We start from the raw sequence: 19220 nt of genomic DNA, 5'->3' as shown, positions 1-19220 counted from the left end.
CCGGGAATCCCAGTTCGGCGAAACTCAGCCGCGGGTGGCGAGCCAGGCGAAGAAGTCGTCGGCGCACAGCACCGGCTTGCCGTACTCGAGCGCCTTGCGGGCCTTGCCCGACTGGGTGCCCGCCTCGGCGGTGACCAGCACATCGCAGCGGGTCTTGGTCACCGACTTCACCGGGGTCAGGCCCGCGGCGAGCGCCAGGCGCTCCATCTCGTCGCGCTCGACCACCCGGCCGGCCGGGTCCTGCGCGGTCCCGGTGAAGCAGATCCGGGAGCCGTCGGTCAGCACCTCGCTGACGTCGTGCTGGACCACCAGTTCGGCACCGGTCAGGATGTCGGCGCCGAGCAGATCCTCCGCGGCGCGCAATCGGGCGATCACCTCGTCGGTGAGCTGCACCCGCTCGGCCGCCGCACGCAACTGGTCGGCCACCGAGCGCCGGGCACCGGCCTCCCGTCCGGTCACATCCTCGCGGGCGGGCGCCTGGCGGCCCAAGAGCACGGCCCCGACGTCGCGGCTGATCCGCAGCAGCGCCGACAGTCCCGGCAGGTGATCGGCGACCGGCGTCGGCACCGACGAGTCCCGGCTCACCAGAAGACCTGAGCACTCGGCGGATTCGGGATCGTCGAACGCCGACGCCCCGTCCTCGAGACCATCCCGATGCGCCGCCAGCGCGGCCCGCGCCCGCTCCAGCGCGGTGCGTCCCGTCACCCGCACCCCGCGCAGCTCGACGCCGATCGGCATCGCCGTCACGAAACCCAGCCGTTTGAGCTCGAAGTCGAGCAGGCCGAGCTGTTCGTCCACCCCGGCCCCGACGGGGGTGCACCCCGCCAGCATCGGCGCGATCACCGCCCACGCCTCGCGCAGCGTCGGCGCCAGCAACACGTCGGACACCGTGATGCCGTACGCGGCGCGCGCGTCGGCCAGATCCCGCTGCGGGTTCACCAGCGTGGTGACCGCGGTGCCGTCGTCGAAGGCGACCGCCAGCTCCACCGGCCGCGGCCGCGACATCCGGCCCTCGTCGCCCACGGTCAGCATCCCGATCGCGCAGAACCGCCGCGCCGCGGCATCACCGGCCGACGACCGCAGATAGCGCACGATGCGCCGGTCGGTCTTCAGATCTTTCGGCAGCACAGGACGTTTGAGCACCAGCCCGGCCAGCGACGTGCAGCGGCTCAACGCCACATAGAGCTGCCCGGTCGAGAACATCCCGCCGGTCAGATCGACGACCACCCGCTCCAGCGTCTGTCCCTGGCTCTTGTGGATCGTGATCGCCCAGGCCAACTTGAACGGCAACTGGGTGTAGGCGCCGACGACCTCGCGGCTCAGCGACGCGCCCGAGGCCACCGGGCGGGTCACCTCCCAGGTGAACGGTGACACCTCCGCGGTTGTGCCGTCCGGGAATTCGACCTCGACGACCGCGCCGTAGCGGTCGTAGCCGACCCCGGCGACGCGCCCGACGGTGCCGTTCACCCAGCGGTTGCCCTGGTCGTTGTTGAGCATCATCACCTGCGCGCCGACCTTGAACCGCAGCGTCTCCTCGACCGGCGCCTCGAACATCGCCAGATCGCCGGAGGCCTTTGCATGGTGCACCATCTCGTCGCCGGGCAGCCGTTCCAGCTGCTGCCGGTTGCGGGCGGTGACCAGCCGGTTCGTCGGGGCCAGCGTCAGCCAGAACTCGTCGTCGGGCGCCACGAAATCCTTGTCGGCGCGGGCGTTGAGCTGTTCCTGGGCGTGCCCGAGCAGCACACCTTCACGAATCTCGTTCAGAATGGCCGTCATCCGGTCGTCGCCGAGCTGACGGAACACCGTGGTCAACGACACCGTCGGGAAGTCCTCCGGCGGAACGATTTCGCCGAGAAGAAGTACGGGGTGTCGTAGACCGTCGAGAAGTACCCGACCTCGTCCTCGCGCACCACCGGCGGCAACTGGTAGAGATCGCCGACCAGCACGATCTGGACGCCGCCGAACGGGGTGCCCGGCGCGGGCCCGAACCGCTCCAGCGCGGCGGCGACCATGTCGAACACGTCGGCCCGCACCATCGAGGCCTCGTCGATGATCAGCGTCTGCAGCGACGCGAGCGTCTTGGTGAACCGCCCCGGCCGGTAGTCGCCGCGGCGGATGTCGTCGAGCGTGGTGGTCGAGCGGAACCCGAACATCCGGTGGATCGTGTAGCCGTCGACGTTCAGCGCGGCGATACCGGTCGGCGCGACGACGACCACGTTGCGGTTGGTGTCGGCCATGAAGCGGCGGATCAGCGTCGACTTGCCGGTGCCCGCCTTGCCGGTGAGGAACACATGCCTGCCGTGTGCCAGCAGAGCCAATGCCTCCCGGAACTCCTCGGTGAGGACGATCGGCATGGCCGCCAATCTACCTACCCGGCGCGCGCACCACCGGGGCGAGCAGCCGCAACCCGTCGACAGCGACGTCGGCGGGCCGGGTGAGCCGCACCGCGTACATGCCCGGCGGCAGCCCGTCGGTGGCGATGTCGAGGCGGCCGAACCCGTTGTGCACCCCGACGCCGACCAGGCGGCCGTCACGGCCCAGCAGTTCGGCGGTGACGGGCAGGTGGGCCGCGGCCGCGGCGCCGACCGAGATGGATTCCCCGACCACGGTACCCGCGGGGTCGGGCTCGGCGACCAGCTCGACACCGAAGTGCGCCAACGGTTCCGGGAACGGCAGCGGCCCGCTGTCGACCCACCACGGCGGCAGCACCTCGTAGGCCGGCAGGCCCGCGACGATGACCCGTGGATCGGCCATCATGCGCAGCCCGAGCCGGTAGCGGGTCTGCTCCGTCCCGGAGATCCTCAGGTAACAGTGCGCCCGCTCGGGCGGGGTCAGCGTGACGGCCGTGGTGGCCTCGTGCACCTGGATCGGCCGCTGGAACTCGTCGAACAGCGCCGCGGTCAGCGGCTTGTCGGACGCGATGGTCACCGTCGGGATGCGCTTGCCGTCGTGCGCGGGAACGTGGAACTGGAAGTGGTCGCTGTCGACGACCGAGGTGGCGGTGTTCGGGAAGACGGGGGCGATGACCACCTGCCGGTGCAACGTGAGACCGAAGGTGCCCGGCCCGTGCCCGACCGACAGGTCCTGCGGTCCGCGGGCGAACCGCAGCACGGTGGCGTCGTCGAAGGTGCTGTTCGACTCGAACCGATCGGAGCGCAGCGGGACCGCGGTGTGCGACACCTCCAGGCGGTAGGGGGCCGGCCCGGGCGCGTTGACCCGGATCACGTAGTCGCCCTGCGGGATCACCCCGGATGCCCGGAAGGTGCCGTGGCCCCGGGTGATGGCCAACGTGTCGGCGCCGTCGAATTCGACGGGGTGCCCGTGGGAGTCCAGCAGGTCCAGGCTCAGATCGGCGATGCGGTCGTGGAAACCCACCGTGATCGCCACGGCGCTGTAGTCCTCGAGCGAGAACGACCAGTGGTCGACGTCGCGGTCGCTGCGCGCCACCTGGTACGTATCCGGCTGTGGGGCAAAGACACCGGCGCGGATCTGCGCCAGCGGGCGCGCCGAGGACGCGGTGGCGCCCGCGGCAGACAGGTCGGGCGGCTGCGTGGCCAGAGCGGCCTCGACCGCGGCGTACGCGTCGAGTCCGGTGCCGACCCGGCCGTTCCCGCGCCACCCGGTGCGCAGCAGCTGCGTGCGCACCTCGGTGCTCGACAGCTCCGGCGCCACCGCGCGCATCATGGCCGCGGTCGCTGCCACCAACGGTGCCGAGAACGACGTGCCGTCGGCTGTCGCCCCGTCGCGGCCCACAGCGACCGCGGTGCCCGGAGCCCAGATCGCCACCGAAGAACCATGATTCGACCAATCCGCGGCCGACTCCTCATCGGAGTCCAGCGCGCCGACGGTGATGACGCCGGGGGTGCGGGTGGCGGGCCGGATCCGTGCGTCGGGGAGTTTGCGGCCGTCGTTGCCCGCCGCGGCGACCATCACGACGCCGCTGCGTTCGGCGAACCGGAAGGTGTTCACCCAGTCGGTGTCCGGGAACGACCAGAACTCCGACCATTCGCTGGTGGTGATCGTGAAGCTCATGTTCACCACATCCACACCCCACGCGGCACAGATCCGGATGCCGCGCATCAGCGACGCGATGTCGTCGAAACGCATCAGCAGCGGTCGGGCCGCCGAACCGCCCGAGGCCGCGACACCGGCCGTGTGGTGGCCGTGCCAGCCGCCGTTCTCGTCGCGTCCGCCGACGTCGCGGCTGTCGTCGGCGGCGTTGACCGCCAGCACGCCGGCGTCGGACGTGCCGACCCGGAATCCGCGATCCATGATCGCCAGCGTCGTGACCGCGGGATCGCGCCCGGCGAGCCGGTAGGCGTCCACGAGCCGGCCCGCGTCGGCGATACGTGAGCGCCTCGCGAACGTGCCCGACAGCGGCAGCGCGCAGGACAGATCGGTCATCCGGTTCAGCCCGACCGACCCCTGGGGCACTTCCAGCGACGCCGCTGCGGCGGCGACGGCCGCGGCCATCGGGGACGAGAACGTCAACCGACCGGACGCCGGCGCGATCTGCTCCAGGGCCGCGGCCGCGTCCGAGACCTGCGGCGGCTCCCCGAACACCACCTTGACGCTGCGTGTCGCCACCCCGTCCTCGAGGCGGGACCGGTGCCGACGGCCCAGCTCGGCGGGCGGGTGCGGCAGCGGGCGGTCCGGCACCCGCGTCCCGCCCAGCTCGCGCACCAGGTATTCGACCCCGTCGGGGTAGTCGGAGCTGATCAGCAACTCGTTCTCGACGAACAGTTCCGGTGCGGACCCGGCACCCTCGACGTGTACCGCGCCCGCCCGCCTGCGGACGCTCACCGACCGCTGATGGGCCGCCTTCGCGGCAAACGAGTACGGACGCACGACCTCGTCCGGGATCTGGTGGGGGAGCGAAACCATGACCGGGGCGACCTTCCACGGGGGGATGTCCCGCGACGCTCGCACCGCCGGCCGGCCGGCGCTAGCGTAGTGCGCTACCTAGATCTGCGACTGGTGGTCGTCTCCGGTCTCAGTGCGCTCCGGTTGGTCGCGCCCGGCCCGCCACCGGCGCCAGCCGCGGTGCGCGGCGAACGCGCCGGCCACCGCCGTCGCACACCACACCACCGCGGCCGCGACCGCCAGCGGCGCGGAGAACTCCCCGATCGACGAACCCACCACGGTGTACACGAACGCGCGCGGCATGGACCCGATGAACGCGCCCGCGGCCATCTGCCACAGCGGGACACCGAACGCGCCGAACGCATACGACGCCAGCGCGTCGGAGATCCCCGGCACGAACCGCTGCCCGACGACCGCCCACAGCCCGCCGCGGTCGATGAGCCGGTCGAGGCGATCGGAGCGTTCGGCGCCCAGCAGCGTCCGCGCGCTCTGCCTGCCCGCGCGCCTGCCGATGAACGCGGAGATCAGCGCGTTGCCGACGGTCGCCCCGAGCGTCACGAACGTGCCCAGCACCGGGCCGAACAGGAACCCGCTGGCCGCCGCGAGCAGAGGCCCGGGCACCAGCAGCGCGCCCAGCACCGCCGAGGCCACCACGTAGGTCAGTGGCGCCAGCGGCCCGGTCGACTCGATGACATTTCGCGCGGCCTCCACGTCGATGACCCGTGCGACGGCGCTGAGGTAGAACAACAGCCCGAGCACCCCGACGACCAGCGCCAGCTGTGCCAGCGCACGCCGCTTCGAGGGTTCCGGCGCGCCGGTGGACTCAGACATGTCGAGCGCAATCCTGCCCTACCGGCGCCCGAACTCACGGCGTCGGGTTGTCGCTGTCGTAGTGCTTGAATGTCGGGGTCCGCCGGGCCAGCACCCAGATCGCGACGATCATCAGCAGACCGCCGGCCAGCAGCGGGCTCCAGATGAAGAACGCGCTGGCCACCGCACCGGTGACGACGTCGCCCAGACGTGGCCCGCCGGTGACGATCAGCGTGTACATGCTCTGCACCCGGCCGCGGATGTGGTCGGGCACCGCGGCCTGCAGCATCGCCATCCGGAAGATCGCACCGACGTTGTCGACCGCACCGGCGATCGCCAGCACCACCGCCAGCGCGGCGATCGCGGCGACGTTGGTCCCGCCGGGATGCGGCCGCAGCGCCGCGACGGCGACCATGACGCCCGCCAGCACGACCATCACCGCATAGACGTAGGTGACGATCAGGATCGCCTGCCCCTGCCTGCGCACCGAGCCCGTCCAGCCGGAGAAGAAGGCCAGCAGCGCCGACCCGGCCGCGCCGGCCGCCGACAGCACGCCGACCGTCGTGACCCCGCCGCCCATCGTCACCGCACCCAGCGCCGGGAACAGCACCCGCGGCTGCGCCAGCGCCATCGCGATCGCATCGAGGGTCAGGCTGAACCGCACGTTGCGGGCACGCCGCAGGAACGCGGCGCCGTCGAGGACCGCGCGCACCGGATTCGCCTGTGTCGCTTCGACAGGACGCAACGCGGGCAGCGTGAACACGCCGAGGAACGCCGCACAGTGCAGCACCACGTCGATCAGGTAGGCGGTGTGGAAGCCGCCGGCGTTGACCGCACCGGCGGCCAGCATCGGGCCGACGGTCGCCATCAGCCCGAGGTTGATCCCGTTCAGCGCGCCGGCCGCGGGCAGCAGGTGAGCCGGCAGCAGCCGCGGGATGACAGCTCGGCGGGTGATGCCGCCGACGGTGCCCGCGGCCGCGTTGACCGTCGCGGCGGCATACAGCAGCCACAGCGAGGTGCCGCCCACCAGCGCATGGACCGCCAGCACCGCGATCGCGACCCACGAGATCACCGACGCGATCCACGCGACGCGGCGCCGGTCGAAGCGGTCGGCCAGGGTGCCGCCGTAGAGACCGGTGATGATGATCGGGCCGAGCCCGATACCGGCGATCAACGACACCGCGAACGTCGACGACGTGATCGCGTAGACCTGCAGCGCGACGGTGACCACCGTCATCTCCTGCCCGATGCTGCCCAGCGCCGTGCCGATCCACAGCCGGGTGAACGCGCGGCTGGTCCGAAACGGTGTGACATCGAGAAGCAGGCGGCGCTTACGTTCGGTGGGCGGCGTCACCGAACGAGCACACGGGACGGATCGGCGGTCCACTCCGACGCGGACCCGACGTAGAGGCGCGCCCGGATCCCCAGAACCGCGAGCACGAACACCTCGAGCGCGGCGGCCACCCCGGTGCCGCAGTAGGCCGCGGGTTCGGCGCCGGCCGGGATGCCGAGCGCGGCGAAATGCTCCCGCAACCGGTCGTCAGGGAGCAGAAACCCTGCGGTATCGAAGAATTCGGCCACCGGGACACTGCGCGCGCCGGGGATGTGCCCGGCGCCAGGGTCGGTCGGGTGGGAGAACTTCGCCGCCGGCCGCGCGTCGAGCAGCAAGCCGCGTTCGGCGAACGACGGCACGTCGCCGACCTCGACGACCGGCAGCCCGCCCGGGCGGATGACGAAGTCCCCCTCCACCGGCGCGTCCACCGGCCCCGTCTGCAGCTCGCCGGGCCATGCGTCGACGCCGCCGTCGAGCAGGCGCACGCCGGCCACGCCCGCCCACGTCAACAGCCACCATGCCCGCGCCGGGGCGGGGGAGCGCGGTGCGCCGTAGACGACGACCGGGGTGTCGGCACCGATGCCCCACTGCCGCACCGTCTTCTCGAACTCGGCCGCGCCGGGCAGTGGCCGCCTGCCGTTGCGGCCGGTGCTCGCGCCGGCCAGGTCGGTGTCGACGTCGACGAACTGCGCGCCGGGCAGGTGCCCGGCGAGGTACGCGTCGCGGTCGGCGTGGTCTGCGGGCATCACATGCCGGACGTCGAGCACAACCGTCTCGGGCCGGTCGGCAAGCCACGACTGCAACTCCGCGGGCCCGATCAGGTGGGCGGAGCGGTCCGCCTCACTCATGGTGTGCTCCCTTGTGTCGTTGGTTCACGGAATATGTTTCATAACATAGGGATACGGCGGTGCCGTGGGTAAAACTACGGCTGAGGAAAACCCTCGGATATCGCGCGGCCGTAATTATTCTCGCGGCAAGAGAAATTATGGACTTCGTGCTGAGCAGCCCATTTAATGTGCTTGCACCCCAACGAATTTTGTATCAAAGCGCGTTGTAACAAAAGGACGAACATGCCCCTGATCACCACCAGTGTGGTCTCCGTCGAGGATCTCCACGCGAGCCTGCACGACCCCGACCTCGCGGTGATCGAGGTGTACGCCGACACCCCAGGCGAACCCGTGATCCCCGGCGCGGCCGCCGTGTTCTGGAAGGACCTCGCCTGGCATCCGCTGGAACGCGAACTGGCCACCGGAGAAGAACTGTCCCGGCGGCTGTTCGAACTCGGCGCCGGCCGGGGCTCCCGGATCGTGCTCGCCGGAGAACCGACCCAGTTCGCCGCGTACGTGCTGTGGACGCTGCGGGTGCGCGGCTATACCGACATCGCCTACCTCGACGGTGGTCTGGAAGCCTGGCGCGCCGCCGGGCTGAGCACCGACACCGCGGTCGAGCGCACCGCGCCGACCGTGCCGCTACCGGTGCCCGAACCGACCGAGGAGCAACAGCGGCTACGCATCGGCCGTGACGACGTGCGCGCGCTGCTCGGCCGCGACGACGTCGTACTGCTCGACTACCGCACCCCCGAGGAGTACAGCGGCGCCCGGGTCAGCGGCCCGAACGCGCCGATCGACCACGGTGCCGAGCGGCACGGCCGCATCCCGGGGGCCAAACACCTGTTCTTCCGGGACCTGCTCGACGAGCACGGCCGACTGCGCGACCGCGCCGAGCTGCAACGCCTCGTCGACGAAAAGGTCGGTGGGGAAACCTCTTTGATCGTCAACTACTGCCGGCTGTCACACCGGTCCACGCTGGGCTGGATCGCGTTGTCGGAGGTGCTCGGCTACGACAACGTGCGCGTGTACGACGGCTCCTGGACCGAATGGGGAAGCATCGTCGGCTTCCCGGTAGAAAGGTAAAACCGCAGATGACATTCCCCCACGACTCGATCACCCTGAATCTCAACCTGATTCCCGGTGGCGTGTTCCCCGGCGCCTGGCGCGCCGGCAGCGGTGACGCCCGCCAATACAGCAGCCTCGAGCACTACATCGAGTGCGCCAAGATCGCCGAGCGCGGAAAGTTCGACGCGGTGTTCCTGGCCGACACCCCGGTGTGGCGCTACCGCGGCGAGTACCGGCCGTTCCGCGGCCTGGACCCGACGCTGGCGTTCGCCGCCGTCGCGCAACACACCAGCCACATCGGGCTGGTCGCAACCGGATCCAGCTCGTACAACTCGGCCTACAACCTGGCCCGGCGGATCTCCACCCTCGACCACATCTCCAACGGCCGTGCCGCGTGGAACATCGTGGCCACCAACGGCGACGACGTCGCCCGGAACTTCGGCCGCGAGCACGGGCTCGACCACGACACCCGCTACCAGCGCGCCCACGAGTTCGTCGAGGCCGTCATCGCGTTGTGGGACGGCTGGGCCGACGACGCGTGGGTGGCCGACCGCGAGACCGGAACCTACGTCGACGAGGCGCGGATCCGGGCTGTCGACTACGTCGGCGAGTACGTCAACACCGCTGGGCCCTTGCCCCTTCCGCGTTCACCACAGGGACATCCCGTGCTGGTGCAGGCCGGATCCTCACCGGACGGCATCGGACTGGCCTCCCGGTTCGCCGATGCCGTCTACACCGTGCAGCCGACCATCGAGGGCGCGATCGCGTTCCGCAACACCGTGCGCGACCGCGCAGCGGGCTGGGGCCGCGATCCCGACACCGTCCGGGTGCTGCCCGGCCTGATCACCCTGGTCGCGCCCACCGAGGCCGAGGCCCGCAAGCGGGAGATCGAGCTGCGCGAACTGCACACCGAACGCTTCGCGATCAACGCGCTGGCGCTGCAGGTCGGCGTTCCGGTCGAGGCACTGGAGCTGGACAAGGAACTGCCGTGGGACCTGGTGCCCGCCGACGGTGAACTCGGCGCGCAGGGCGGGCATTTCGCGGCGCTGATCAGTACCGCCCGCCGGGAGAAGTACACGGTGCGCCAGATCCTGGCCCGCCAGGGCGGCGGCCTGACCCACGTCACCGCGGTCGGAACCCCCGAGCAGATCGCCGACCAGATCGAGACCTGGGTACGCGCCGGTGCCGCCGACGGCTTCAACGTGATGTCCGCCCAACTGCCCGACGTCGCCGTCGAATTCGTCGACCACGTGGTGCCGCTGCTGCAGCGCAAGGGCCTGTTCCGCACCGAGTACCCGGGCACCACGCTGCGCGACACCCTCGGCCTGGAGCGCCCGGGCGACGGGTTCGAGAACCATGTGCCGGTCAAGCGGCTCCACACGGTAGGGGAGGCAGCGTTCGGCTGACGCCGGCGCACACCGTCTGATGACCGTCCTGGAGACCTCACCCACCAGCCCGCCCGACGCCGCGGTGGCGCAGGACGCCGGGCGCGTCCCGCCGCCCCGCGACGCCGGCCGCTGGGCCGGTGCCGCCTACCAGCTCCGCTACATCGCGGAGAAGCTGTTCGCGGCGGTCGTGGTGCTGTGGCTCGCGGCCACCACGGCGTTCGTCGCGGTGCACCTGTCCCCGGGCGATCCGGTCACGCTGCTGATGGGCGAATTCGACACCCCGGAGCTGCGGGCCACCATCGAAGCGCAATGGGGCCTGGACAAGTCGCTGCTGGTGCAGTACTTCGACTTCCTGACCCGGCTGGTGCAGGGCGACTTCGGCATGTCCTATGTCCAGCGCGTCCCGGTCGCCGACATCCTGTTCAGCCACCGGCTGGTCGCCAGCGCCCAACTCACCGGGGCCGCGACGCTGATCGCCGTCGTGGTGGCGCTGGTGCTGTCGGTGACCACGGCGGGCCGCAAGGGTGTCGGGCGGCGCATCGCGTTCCTCGGTGAGCTCACCTTCGCGTCGATCCCGACCTTCTGGCTCGGCATCGTGTTCATCACCGTGCTGTCGTTCCAGCTGGGGCTGCTGCCCGTGGTCGGCGGGTCGAAGCTGGAGAACCTGATCCTGCCCAGCCTGACACTCGGGCTGCCGCTGGCCGCGGTGCTGTCCCAGGTGCTGCGCGAGGGTATCGAGAAGTCTCTCGAACAGCCTTATGCCGTCACCGCTTTGGCGCGCGGGATCTCCCCGTGGCAGCTCAAGATCCGGCACGGGCTGCGGCACGCGCTGATCCCGGCGGCCACGCTGGCCGGCTGGTCGGTCGGCGGCATGCTCACCGGAACCGTCATCGTCGAGCAGGTGTTCGGCAGGCCCGGGATCGGGCAGGCCACCGTCGTCGCGGTGACCCGGCAGGACGTGCCGGTGGTGCTGGGCATCACGCTGCTGGCCGTCGCGCTGTACGTCGCGGTCAACACCGTCGTCGACATCGTGTACCTGTGGATCGACCCGAGGCTGAGGGTGCGCTGATGGCCTCGATTCCCAGAACGACTTCCGCGTTCCCGGGGCGCTCCCTGTCCTCGGGGCTGACCGGATTCCGCAACGCCGGCCTGCTGATCGCCGCGTCGATCCTGGCGCTGCTGGTGATCGCGGTGCTGTTCCCCGGGCTGTTCACCGGGCGCGACCCGCTGGCCAGCAACATGTCGAACGCGTTGGCCGCACCCAGCTTCGAGCACATCTTCGGCACCGACCACCTGGGCCGCGACGTGTGGTCACGCGTCGTGCACGGCGCCCGCTACTCGATCCTGATCGGGGTGGCCTCCACCGCACTGGCCGTGGTGATCGGTGTGCTGCTCGGCCTGATCGCCGGGGTCTCGCACCGCCGCGTCGACGAAGCGATCTCGCGGGTGTTCGACGCCGTGGGCGCATTCCCGGACCTGCTGTTCGCACTGATGCTGATCACGCTGATCGGCCCCGGCACCGGAAACGTCATCGCGGCCATCGCGATCGCGTCGGCGCCGCGCTACGGGCGTGTGGTGCGCGCCGAGACCTTGCGGGTCCGCGAATCGGACTACGTCGCACAGTCGCGGCTGGCGATCGCGTCGGCGACCCGGCGCACCCTCCGGCACGTGCTGCCCAACGCGCTGGGAACGGTGCCGGTGCTGGCCACCCTCGGGATCGGGACCGCGATCATCGGCGCGGCCGGGCTGAGCTTCCTCGGGTTCGGGCCGACACCTCCACTGCCGGAATGGGGTTCGATGCTCTCGGACGCCCGGCAGGACCTGCGTATCGCGTGGTGGGTCGGCTTCTTCCCAGGGCTGTTCATCACCATCACCGTGGTCAGCGTGTCGATCGCCGGACGCAACCTGCAGCGCCGCTTCGAGCGGAGGGCCCAGTCATGACCGTCACGTCCGAGATCTTCACCGCGCCGCAGGACCGCACCGGGGACGTGCTCGTCGAGGTCGCCGGCCTCACGGTGTCGTTCGACGGTGTGCGCGCCGCCGACGGCACCGCGGTGCCGGTGGTGTCCGGCGTCGACTTCACGCTGCGCCGCGGCCGGGTGCTCGCGATCGTCGGCGAGTCCGGCTCCGGTAAGTCGGTGACCGCGCGCACCCTGGTCGGGCTGGCCGGCGAGGGAAGCCGCATCGAGGCCACCACACTCGACATCCACGGCGTCGACGCCCGCGGATACCGCGACAAGGACTGGCGCAGGGTGCGCGGCGCGCAGATCGGGTTCGTCCTGCAGGACGCGCTCACCTCACTGGACCCGCTGCGCACCGTGCAGGCCGAAGTGGCCGAGGCGCTGCGGGTGCCGCGCCGCGAACGCGTCGCCGCCGTCGAGGAACTGCTCGACTCGGTCGGCATCCCGGACCCGCCGTACCGGCGCAAGAACTATCCGCATCAGCTCTCCGGCGGGCTACGCCAGCGCGCGCTGATCGCGTCGGCGCTGGCCGGGCACCCCGACGTGCTGATCGCCGACGAACCGACCACCGCGCTGGACGTGACCGTGCAGGCCCGCATCCTCGCGCTACTGGGCACCCTGGCCGACGACGGTCGCGCGGTGCTGTTGATCAGCCACGACCTGGCCGTCGTCTCCCGGGTCGCCGACGACGTGATCGTCATGCACAACGGCCGCGTCGTCGAACGCGGCCCGGTCACCGACGTGATCGGCAATCCGCAGCACGACTACACCCGCCGACTGGTCGCCGCCGTCCCCGGCCGCGACACCCGGGGCCGCCGGCTCAGTGACCCGGAAGCGCCCGCGCCGCAACCGGTCCCGACAGGACCAGAGATCGTCGCCGAGGTGGCCGCCGTGGGCAAGTTCTATCGGCAGGGCCGCAGGCAGCAGTTCACCGCCGCCGAGAACGTGACCTTCGCGATCCACCGCGCCGAGATCGTGGGCCTGGTCGGCGAATCCGGATCCGGCAAGTCCACCGTCGCGCGGATCGTCACCGGGTTGCTCGCCCCCGACGCCGGCCACGTCGAGCTCGGCGACTCCAGGCTGGGCGCCGTGCAACTCGTCGCGCAGGACTCCGTCGGATCGTTCGACCCGCGCTACACGGTGCGCGAGATCATCGCCGAGACAGTCGCTCTCGGGCACCGCGCGCGCGCCGAACGCGACGCCCGGATCCGCGAGCTGCTCGACCTGGTGCATCTGCCTGCCGGCGTCATCGACCGGCATCCGCGCTCGCTGTCCGGTGGCCAGCGCCAACGGGTGTCGATCGCCCGGGCGCTGGGCTCGGACCCCGACCTGCTGGTCTGCGATGAGGCGGTGTCCGCGCTGGACGTGTCCATCCAGGCGCAGATCCTCGACCTGCTGCTGGAGATCCGTGCCGCGCGAAAAACCGCGCTGCTGTTCATTTCGCACGACATCGGTGTGGTGCACCACGTCGCCGACCGGGTGCTGGTGATGCACCGAGGCCGTGTCGTCGAGGAGGGCACCGCCGACGAGGTTTTCGACAGCCCGCGTGACCCGTACACGCAGGCCCTGCTGAAGGCGGTGCCGACACTATGACGTGTTTGCGCCTCTGTTCCTGTTGCGCCTGAGCACAATTTAGCCCCGCCAGAAACCCCTTCGCCCACCCGGCGGCACACGGCGTGCTGCCCCCTTCAGAAATGGAACTGGACATGTCCCGTTGGAGAAACCCTGTGAACCCGGTGTTGCGCTGGGTCGTACTTGCCGTGGCCGCGCTGCTGGCGCTGACCGCCTGTGGCAGCGAGACCACCAGTGGCGGCGGAAACGGCGAGCCCGTGCACGGCGGCACCCTGACCGTCGCGCAGGCCGACTATCCCGAAGAAGGGCTCAATCCGCACGTGCGCGGCTGCTGCGTCGAGGTGCAGGTGCTGCGCAACGCGTTCGACAGCCTGGTCGCGATCGACTACGACGAGTCGATCCACCCGTGGCTGGCCGAGAAGTGGGAGCGCTCGCCCGACGGGCTGGTCTACACGTTCACGCTCCGCAAAGACGTGAAGTTCCACGACGGTGAGCCGTTCAACGCCGCGGCGGTGAAGGCGAACTTCGACAAGATCATCACCGATAAGGAATATGCGCCGTCGACGGCGAAGAGCACCTTCCAGAACCTGGTGGCCACCGAGGTCGTCGACGAGTACACCGTGCGCACCGTGCTCTCGGAGCCGACCGCCAACTGGCTGAACACGCTGGCCTCGATCCAGGGCGCGCAGATCTCGCCGAAGTCGCTTCAGAACCCGGACGCGGCCGCCGGTGGTGTCGGCATCGCCGGCACCGGGCCGTTCATCCTCTCCGAGGTGGTCGAGGGCGCCGAGCTGCGATTCACCCGCAACGACGACTACGCGTGGCCGTCGGCGCTGGCCAAGCACGAGGGCCCGGCCTACCTCGACGAGATCGTCGTCAAGATCGTTCCTGAGCCGAATGTGCGTGCGGGCCTGCTGAGTTCGCGTGAGGTCGATGCGATCGCGCAGGTTGCGCCCGCCGACATCGACCAGTTCGACGGTGTCGACGGATTCCAGTTCGAGTGGAAGCCGTCCAACGTGTCACCGTACTCGCTGTACTTCAACGTCACCGGCGACAACACCAAGGATGTGCGGGTCCGGCGGGCGCTGCGCGAGGCCGTGGACCTGAACCCGATCATCGATACCGTGCTGCAGGGCAGCTCCGACCGCGCGTGGAGCATCGTCGGCCCGCAGAGCCCGTTCTACGACGCCAAGTTCGAGAACGCCTACGGCGGCAACATCGAGGAGGCCAACAAGCTGCTCGACGAGGCCGGCTGGACCGGTCGTGACAGCGACGGCTACCGCACCAACGCCGCCGGGCAGCGCCTCACCGTGCGGGTGATCGCGACCGAGCCGAAGCCGCCGCTGTCCACCGTGCTGGAGGCCTACCAGGCCGAGCTGCGCACCAACGCCGGCGTCGAGGTGGATCTGCAGTTCCGCGACGAGGGCACCGTCGACGTGGTCCGCGAGACCAATGCCTACGAGGCGTTCCCGCGCGCGGTCGGCGGCGTCGACATCGGCGTGGTGCTGGAAAAGATCTACGAGACCGGCGGCGCGATCAACGGCCCGAAGCTGGAGGACCCGCAGGTCGACGGCTGGCTGGCCGACGGACGCACCGCCCTCGAACAGGACGACCGCAAGGCCGCCTACGACAAGGTCGCCCAGTACGCGCTGATCGACCAGGTCACCACGCTGCCGCTGTACACCGAGCGCTACAACGCGGCGGCGACCAGCCGGGTGCACGAGATCGAGCGGTGGCTGGACGCGCCGCGCGGCATGGTGAACTTCTACGCCTACGACACCTGGCTGGGCGATGACACCGCGTCGTAGCGAAGGGTTGCCCGATTTCGGGATCTTCTTCCGGCTCAACGACACCCACGCCGACCCGGTCCGGCAGTACCACGACGGGCTCGACCTGATCGAGCACGCCGAGCAGCTGGGGTTGTCGACGGCGTGGATCACCTCGCACCACTTCCGCTCCGACAAGGGCACCATCGCGTCGCCGCTGGTGTTCCTCGCCGCGGCGAGCCAGCGCACACGCACCATCAAGCTCGGCGCCGGTGTCGTGGTGATCACGCTGGAGAACCCGATCCGGGTCGCCGAGGATGCGGTGATCGCCGATGCGCTGTCGCAGGGCCGGTTGCAGCTGGGTCTCGGTTCAGGACTGGAGGACTGGGCGTTCGGGCCGTTCGGCGTCGACTGGGACGACCGGTTGCGGGTGTACGCCGACAAGGTGGCGCACCTACGCACGATCCTCGACGGGGCTGACCTCGGTGGCGGACGCCGGCTGTATCCGCCGGCCGGCACGTTGCCGCAGCGGTTGTGGCGGGTGGCCAGCGATCCGGAGCACGCCCGCGAGATCGGCCGGGTCGGCGACAACCTGCTGCTGCGCTCGTCGAAAGCGCTGAACTACCACGGCAACCTGGCTCGGCACAGCGAGGCGATCGACGCGTTCCGGTCGGAGGCCGGTGCACACCAGCGGATCGCGGCGTCGCGGTCGGTCATCGTCGCCGAGACGACCGAGGAGGCACGGAAGCTGGCCGGGCAGACCGCCATCGACACACACGTCCGCAACGGTGACGGCGAGCCATGGTTCGGCGACCCTGAACTGGTGCGCGAACGGCTGCGCAACGATCCCGAACTCGACTACGTCGACGAGGTGCTGCTGCAGGTCGCGCCGGCGAAGCTGACGCTGGAGCAGTGGAAGTCGAGTCTGTCGCTGACGGTGTCGGAAGTGCTCGATCCGGTCCGTAAGGAGGGACGTGCTTATGCCCGGATCTCGTGACCGTGCCCTCGACAATCAGGGCCTGATCCTGAACCTGAACCTGCTTCCCGGCGGGACGGCGAAGGGATCATGGCGGCTCGACGAGCGCGACCCATCGTGGTTCGTATCGCATCACCACTACGTGGAGGCCGCCCAACTCGCCGAGCGCGGCAAGTTCCAGGCGGTGTTCCTCGCCGACACCCCGGTGTGGGACGACGCGTACTGGCACCACCCGTGGCGGGCGCTGGCCCCGTTCATCGCGCTGACCGCGATCGCCGGGCGCACCGAGCGGATCGGCCTGATCGGGACCGCGTCGACGTCCTACAACGACCCCTATAACCTGGCCCGCCAGGTCGCGTCGCTGGACCTTGTCAGCGACGGCCGGGCGGCGTGGAACTACGTCGTCACCGCCGGGGACCGGCCCGCCCGCAACTTCTCTGCCGCGCAGGCGGATCCGAAGGACGAGCGCTACGCGCGCGCCGAGGAGTTCGTCGACGCGGTGCTGACACTGTGGGAGGCGTGGGAACCGGATCCGATCGCCGGGGACAAGGCCACCGGGGATTACCTGCGGCCGGGCGCGATCCGGCCCGCCGCGTTCGCCGGTGCACGCCTCCAGGTCGCCGGGGAGCCGCTGGTGCCGCCGTCGCGGCAGGGCAGGCCGCTGCTGGTACAGGCGGGCGCATCGGAACGCGGGATCGCGCTGGCGGCCCGCACCGCCGACGCGGTCTATACCCACCAGACCGAGCTCGACGGCGGTGTCACCTACCGGAACCTGTTGCGCGGCAGGGCCGCCGACGCCGGCCGTGATCCGGACACGATGAAGGTGCTGCCCGGCTTCTTCGTCGTGCTCGGCGACACCGAAGCGGCCGCCCAGCGCCGGCATCATGAGCTGACCGAGGCGACCCCGGACGCGACGCGGCTGTCGTTCTTCGCCCGCCAACTCGGTATCCCGGTGTCGGAGTTCCACATGGATCGTCCGCTGCCGTTGCACCTGATCGCCGGCGCCGAGATCAGCCGCAGCGCTGCCAGCGAGCTGGACCGGCTGCTCGATGCCGCGGCCCGCGACAACCTGACCGCCCGCGAGGTCCTGGCGCTGCGCCGCAACGGAACCCAGCATGTGTCGGTGATCGGCACCCCTGAGCAGGCGGCCGATACGATCACCGAGTGGTACCTGGCCGGCGCCGCCGACGGGTTCAACCTCCACGTGGCCAGTTCACCCGGTGTGCTCGCCGACTTCGTCGACCACGTGGTGCCGCTGCTGCAGACCCGCGGGGTGTTCCACGAGGACTACGAGGGCACCACGCTGCGCGAGCACTACGGCCTGGCGCCGCACCGACTGGGAGCGGGTGTGTTGAGCCGATGACGCGCAGTCTGCGGTTGGTGGCGTCCGAACACGCATTCGGACCGATTGCCCGCTGGCGCGAACCGGACGTCACCCCGGCCGACATCACCGATCTCGACCAGCACGCGACATACGCGAACTGGGTCGAGGACGCCGGGTTCGATGCGCTGTTCTACACCGACTTCCTCGGCTTCGATCCGGTCAAACAGCTCAACCCGCGGTTGCCGTTCGATCCGACGACCCTGGTCAGCGCGCTGGTCGCGCGTACCCGCCACCTCGGTTTCATCACCACCGCGTCGACGACGTTCGGCACGCCGTTCCACCAGGCCCGCACGCTGGCGTCGCTGGACCGGCTCAGCGGCGGGCGGGTGGCCTGGAACGTCGTCACGTCGTTCACCGGGGAGGGCAACTTCGGGCTCCGCGAACTGCCTGCCCCGACCGAACGGTATGCCCGGGCCCAGGAGTTCCTCGACGTCGTCGACGCGCTGTGGGCCAGCTATCCCGAGTCCGCCGTCGTCGACGACAAGGCCGGTGGCCGCTACGTCGACGTGTCCCGGGTGCAGGCCATCGATCATGTGGGGGAGTGCTTCTCGGTCAGCGGACCCCTGGACAAACCGGGTCCGGCGCAGCGGCCGGTGCTGGTGCAGGCCGGGTCATCACCGGAGGGCATCGCGTTCGCCGCCCGCAACGCCGACGTCGTGTTCGTGGCCGTACCCGACTTCGAGCAGGCGCTCGACTACGCGGGCCGGCTGCGCGCGGAGGTCGCAGCGACCGGGCGCGCCCCCGACGAGGTGCTGATCATGCCCGGCTTCCGGACGTTCCTGGGCCGCGACGCCGCCGACGCCCGCCGGGTTCGGTCCCGGCACGTCACCCCGGATGCGCTGGAGAAAGCGCGGCGGGTGGTGCTGCGCGAGTCCGAGCACTTCCAGCTCACCGATCTGCCGCTGGACGAACCCATCCCGCCGTCGCACCTGCCGACCGACGAGCAACTGGCGGCCGCGGCCGGGCGGCGCAGCCGGGCCCAGATCTATCTGAACTGGGCCCGCGAACCCGGTGTCACGCTGCGCGAGGTGCTGGAACGGATCGCGTTGGAGCACGGCCACTTCGCGCTGACCGCGTCACCGCGGGCCGTCGCCGACGAACTTGAGCGGTGGTTCCTCGCCGGCGCCGCCGACGGATTCATGATCGGCTACGGATCGGGGATCGCACAGTTCGCCGACCAGGTGATGCCGCTGCTCGCCGAGCGCGGACTGTGGAAACCGCCCACCGACCACGACCTGCGCAGCAGGCTCGGTCTGCCGGAGCGGATCTGAC

Annotated in this window: 13 protein-coding genes and 1 pseudogene; 9 read left to right on the top strand and 5 right to left on the bottom strand. The window is 70.5% G+C overall.

Annotated elements, in window-relative coordinates:
- Window positions 1–24: 24 nt before the first annotated feature.
- From NTM_RS01985 to NTM_RS01965, 5 genes and pseudogenes are all read right to left on the bottom strand, one after another.
- A pseudogene (locus tag NTM_RS01985) lies at window positions 25–2354 on the bottom strand (AAA family ATPase).
- A 10-nt stretch (window positions 2355–2364) separates the two neighbouring features.
- Window positions 2365–4884: a S8/S53 family peptidase gene (locus NTM_RS01980; RefSeq protein ID WP_163765276.1), complete on the bottom strand. Its 2520-nt coding sequence runs from the start codon at window positions 4882–4884 to the stop codon at window positions 2365–2367.
- A gap of 78 nt (window positions 4885–4962) precedes the next feature.
- A complete protein-coding gene (locus tag NTM_RS01975; protein ID WP_163765275.1) occupies window positions 4963–5694 on the bottom strand; it encodes a TVP38/TMEM64 family protein in 732 nt (243 codons plus the stop codon).
- A 34-nt stretch (window positions 5695–5728) separates the two neighbouring features.
- Window positions 5729–7027 carry an MFS transporter gene (locus NTM_RS01970; RefSeq protein ID WP_163765274.1) on the bottom strand — a complete coding sequence of 433 codons (1299 nt, stop codon included), beginning with the start codon at window positions 7025–7027 and terminating at the stop codon, window positions 5729–5731.
- The gene (locus NTM_RS01965) at window positions 7024–7854 is read right to left on the bottom strand and encodes a sulfurtransferase (RefSeq protein ID WP_163765273.1); all 831 of its coding nucleotides are present in this window, start codon (window positions 7852–7854) and stop codon (window positions 7024–7026) included. Before NTM_RS01965 ends, NTM_RS01970 begins: the two co-directional genes overlap by 4 nt.
- Before the next feature lie 222 nt (window positions 7855–8076).
- Here NTM_RS01965 and NTM_RS01960 point away from each other — a divergent pair, with 222 nt between their 5' ends.
- The 9 genes from NTM_RS01960 to NTM_RS01920 all read left to right on the top strand — a co-directional run bounded on the left by NTM_RS01960 (window position 8077) and on the right by NTM_RS01920 (window position 19219).
- Window positions 8077–8919, top strand: coding sequence for a sulfurtransferase (locus NTM_RS01960; protein ID WP_163765272.1), 843 nt, complete (start codon window positions 8077–8079; stop codon window positions 8917–8919).
- 8 nt (window positions 8920–8927) lie between these two features.
- A complete protein-coding gene (locus NTM_RS01955) occupies window positions 8928–10307 on the top strand; it encodes an NtaA/DmoA family FMN-dependent monooxygenase (RefSeq protein WP_163765271.1) in 1380 nt (459 codons plus the stop codon).
- A gap of 19 nt (window positions 10308–10326) precedes the next feature.
- A complete protein-coding gene (locus tag NTM_RS01950) occupies window positions 10327–11358 on the top strand; it encodes an ABC transporter permease (protein WP_163765270.1) in 1032 nt (343 codons plus the stop codon).
- Window positions 11358–12230 (top strand): ABC transporter permease, encoded by an 873-nt coding sequence (locus tag NTM_RS01945; RefSeq protein ID WP_163765269.1) that lies wholly within the window; start codon window positions 11358–11360, stop codon window positions 12228–12230. The genes NTM_RS01950 and NTM_RS01945 overlap by 1 nt, the downstream gene beginning before the upstream one ends.
- On the top strand, window positions 12227–13843 hold the full coding sequence (locus NTM_RS01940; protein ID WP_163765268.1) for a dipeptide ABC transporter ATP-binding protein: 1617 nt from the start codon (window positions 12227–12229) through the stop codon (window positions 13841–13843). The genes NTM_RS01945 and NTM_RS01940 overlap by 4 nt, the downstream gene beginning before the upstream one ends.
- Window positions 13844–13956: 113 nt before the next feature.
- Window positions 13957–15630 (top strand): ABC transporter substrate-binding protein, encoded by a 1674-nt coding sequence (locus tag NTM_RS01935; RefSeq protein WP_163765267.1) that lies wholly within the window; start codon window positions 13957–13959, stop codon window positions 15628–15630.
- A complete protein-coding gene (locus NTM_RS01930; RefSeq protein ID WP_104862057.1) occupies window positions 15614–16585 on the top strand; it encodes an LLM class flavin-dependent oxidoreductase in 972 nt (323 codons plus the stop codon). The genes NTM_RS01935 and NTM_RS01930 overlap by 17 nt, the downstream gene beginning before the upstream one ends.
- On the top strand, window positions 16569–17927 hold the full coding sequence (locus tag NTM_RS01925) for an NtaA/DmoA family FMN-dependent monooxygenase (protein ID WP_163765266.1): 1359 nt from the start codon (window positions 16569–16571) through the stop codon (window positions 17925–17927). The genes NTM_RS01930 and NTM_RS01925 overlap by 17 nt, the downstream gene beginning before the upstream one ends.
- Window positions 17924–19219: an NtaA/DmoA family FMN-dependent monooxygenase gene (locus NTM_RS01920; protein WP_104862059.1), complete on the top strand. Its 1296-nt coding sequence runs from the start codon at window positions 17924–17926 to the stop codon at window positions 19217–19219. The genes NTM_RS01925 and NTM_RS01920 overlap by 4 nt, the downstream gene beginning before the upstream one ends.
- Window position 19220: the final 1 nt, after the last annotated feature.

This window comes from Mycolicibacterium parafortuitum (assembly GCF_010725485.1).
Lineage (GTDB): Bacteria > Actinomycetota > Actinomycetes > Mycobacteriales > Mycobacteriaceae > Mycobacterium.
Note: the sequence above shows the minus strand (reverse complement) of the source record. Positions and strands in the feature narration are given on the sequence as shown.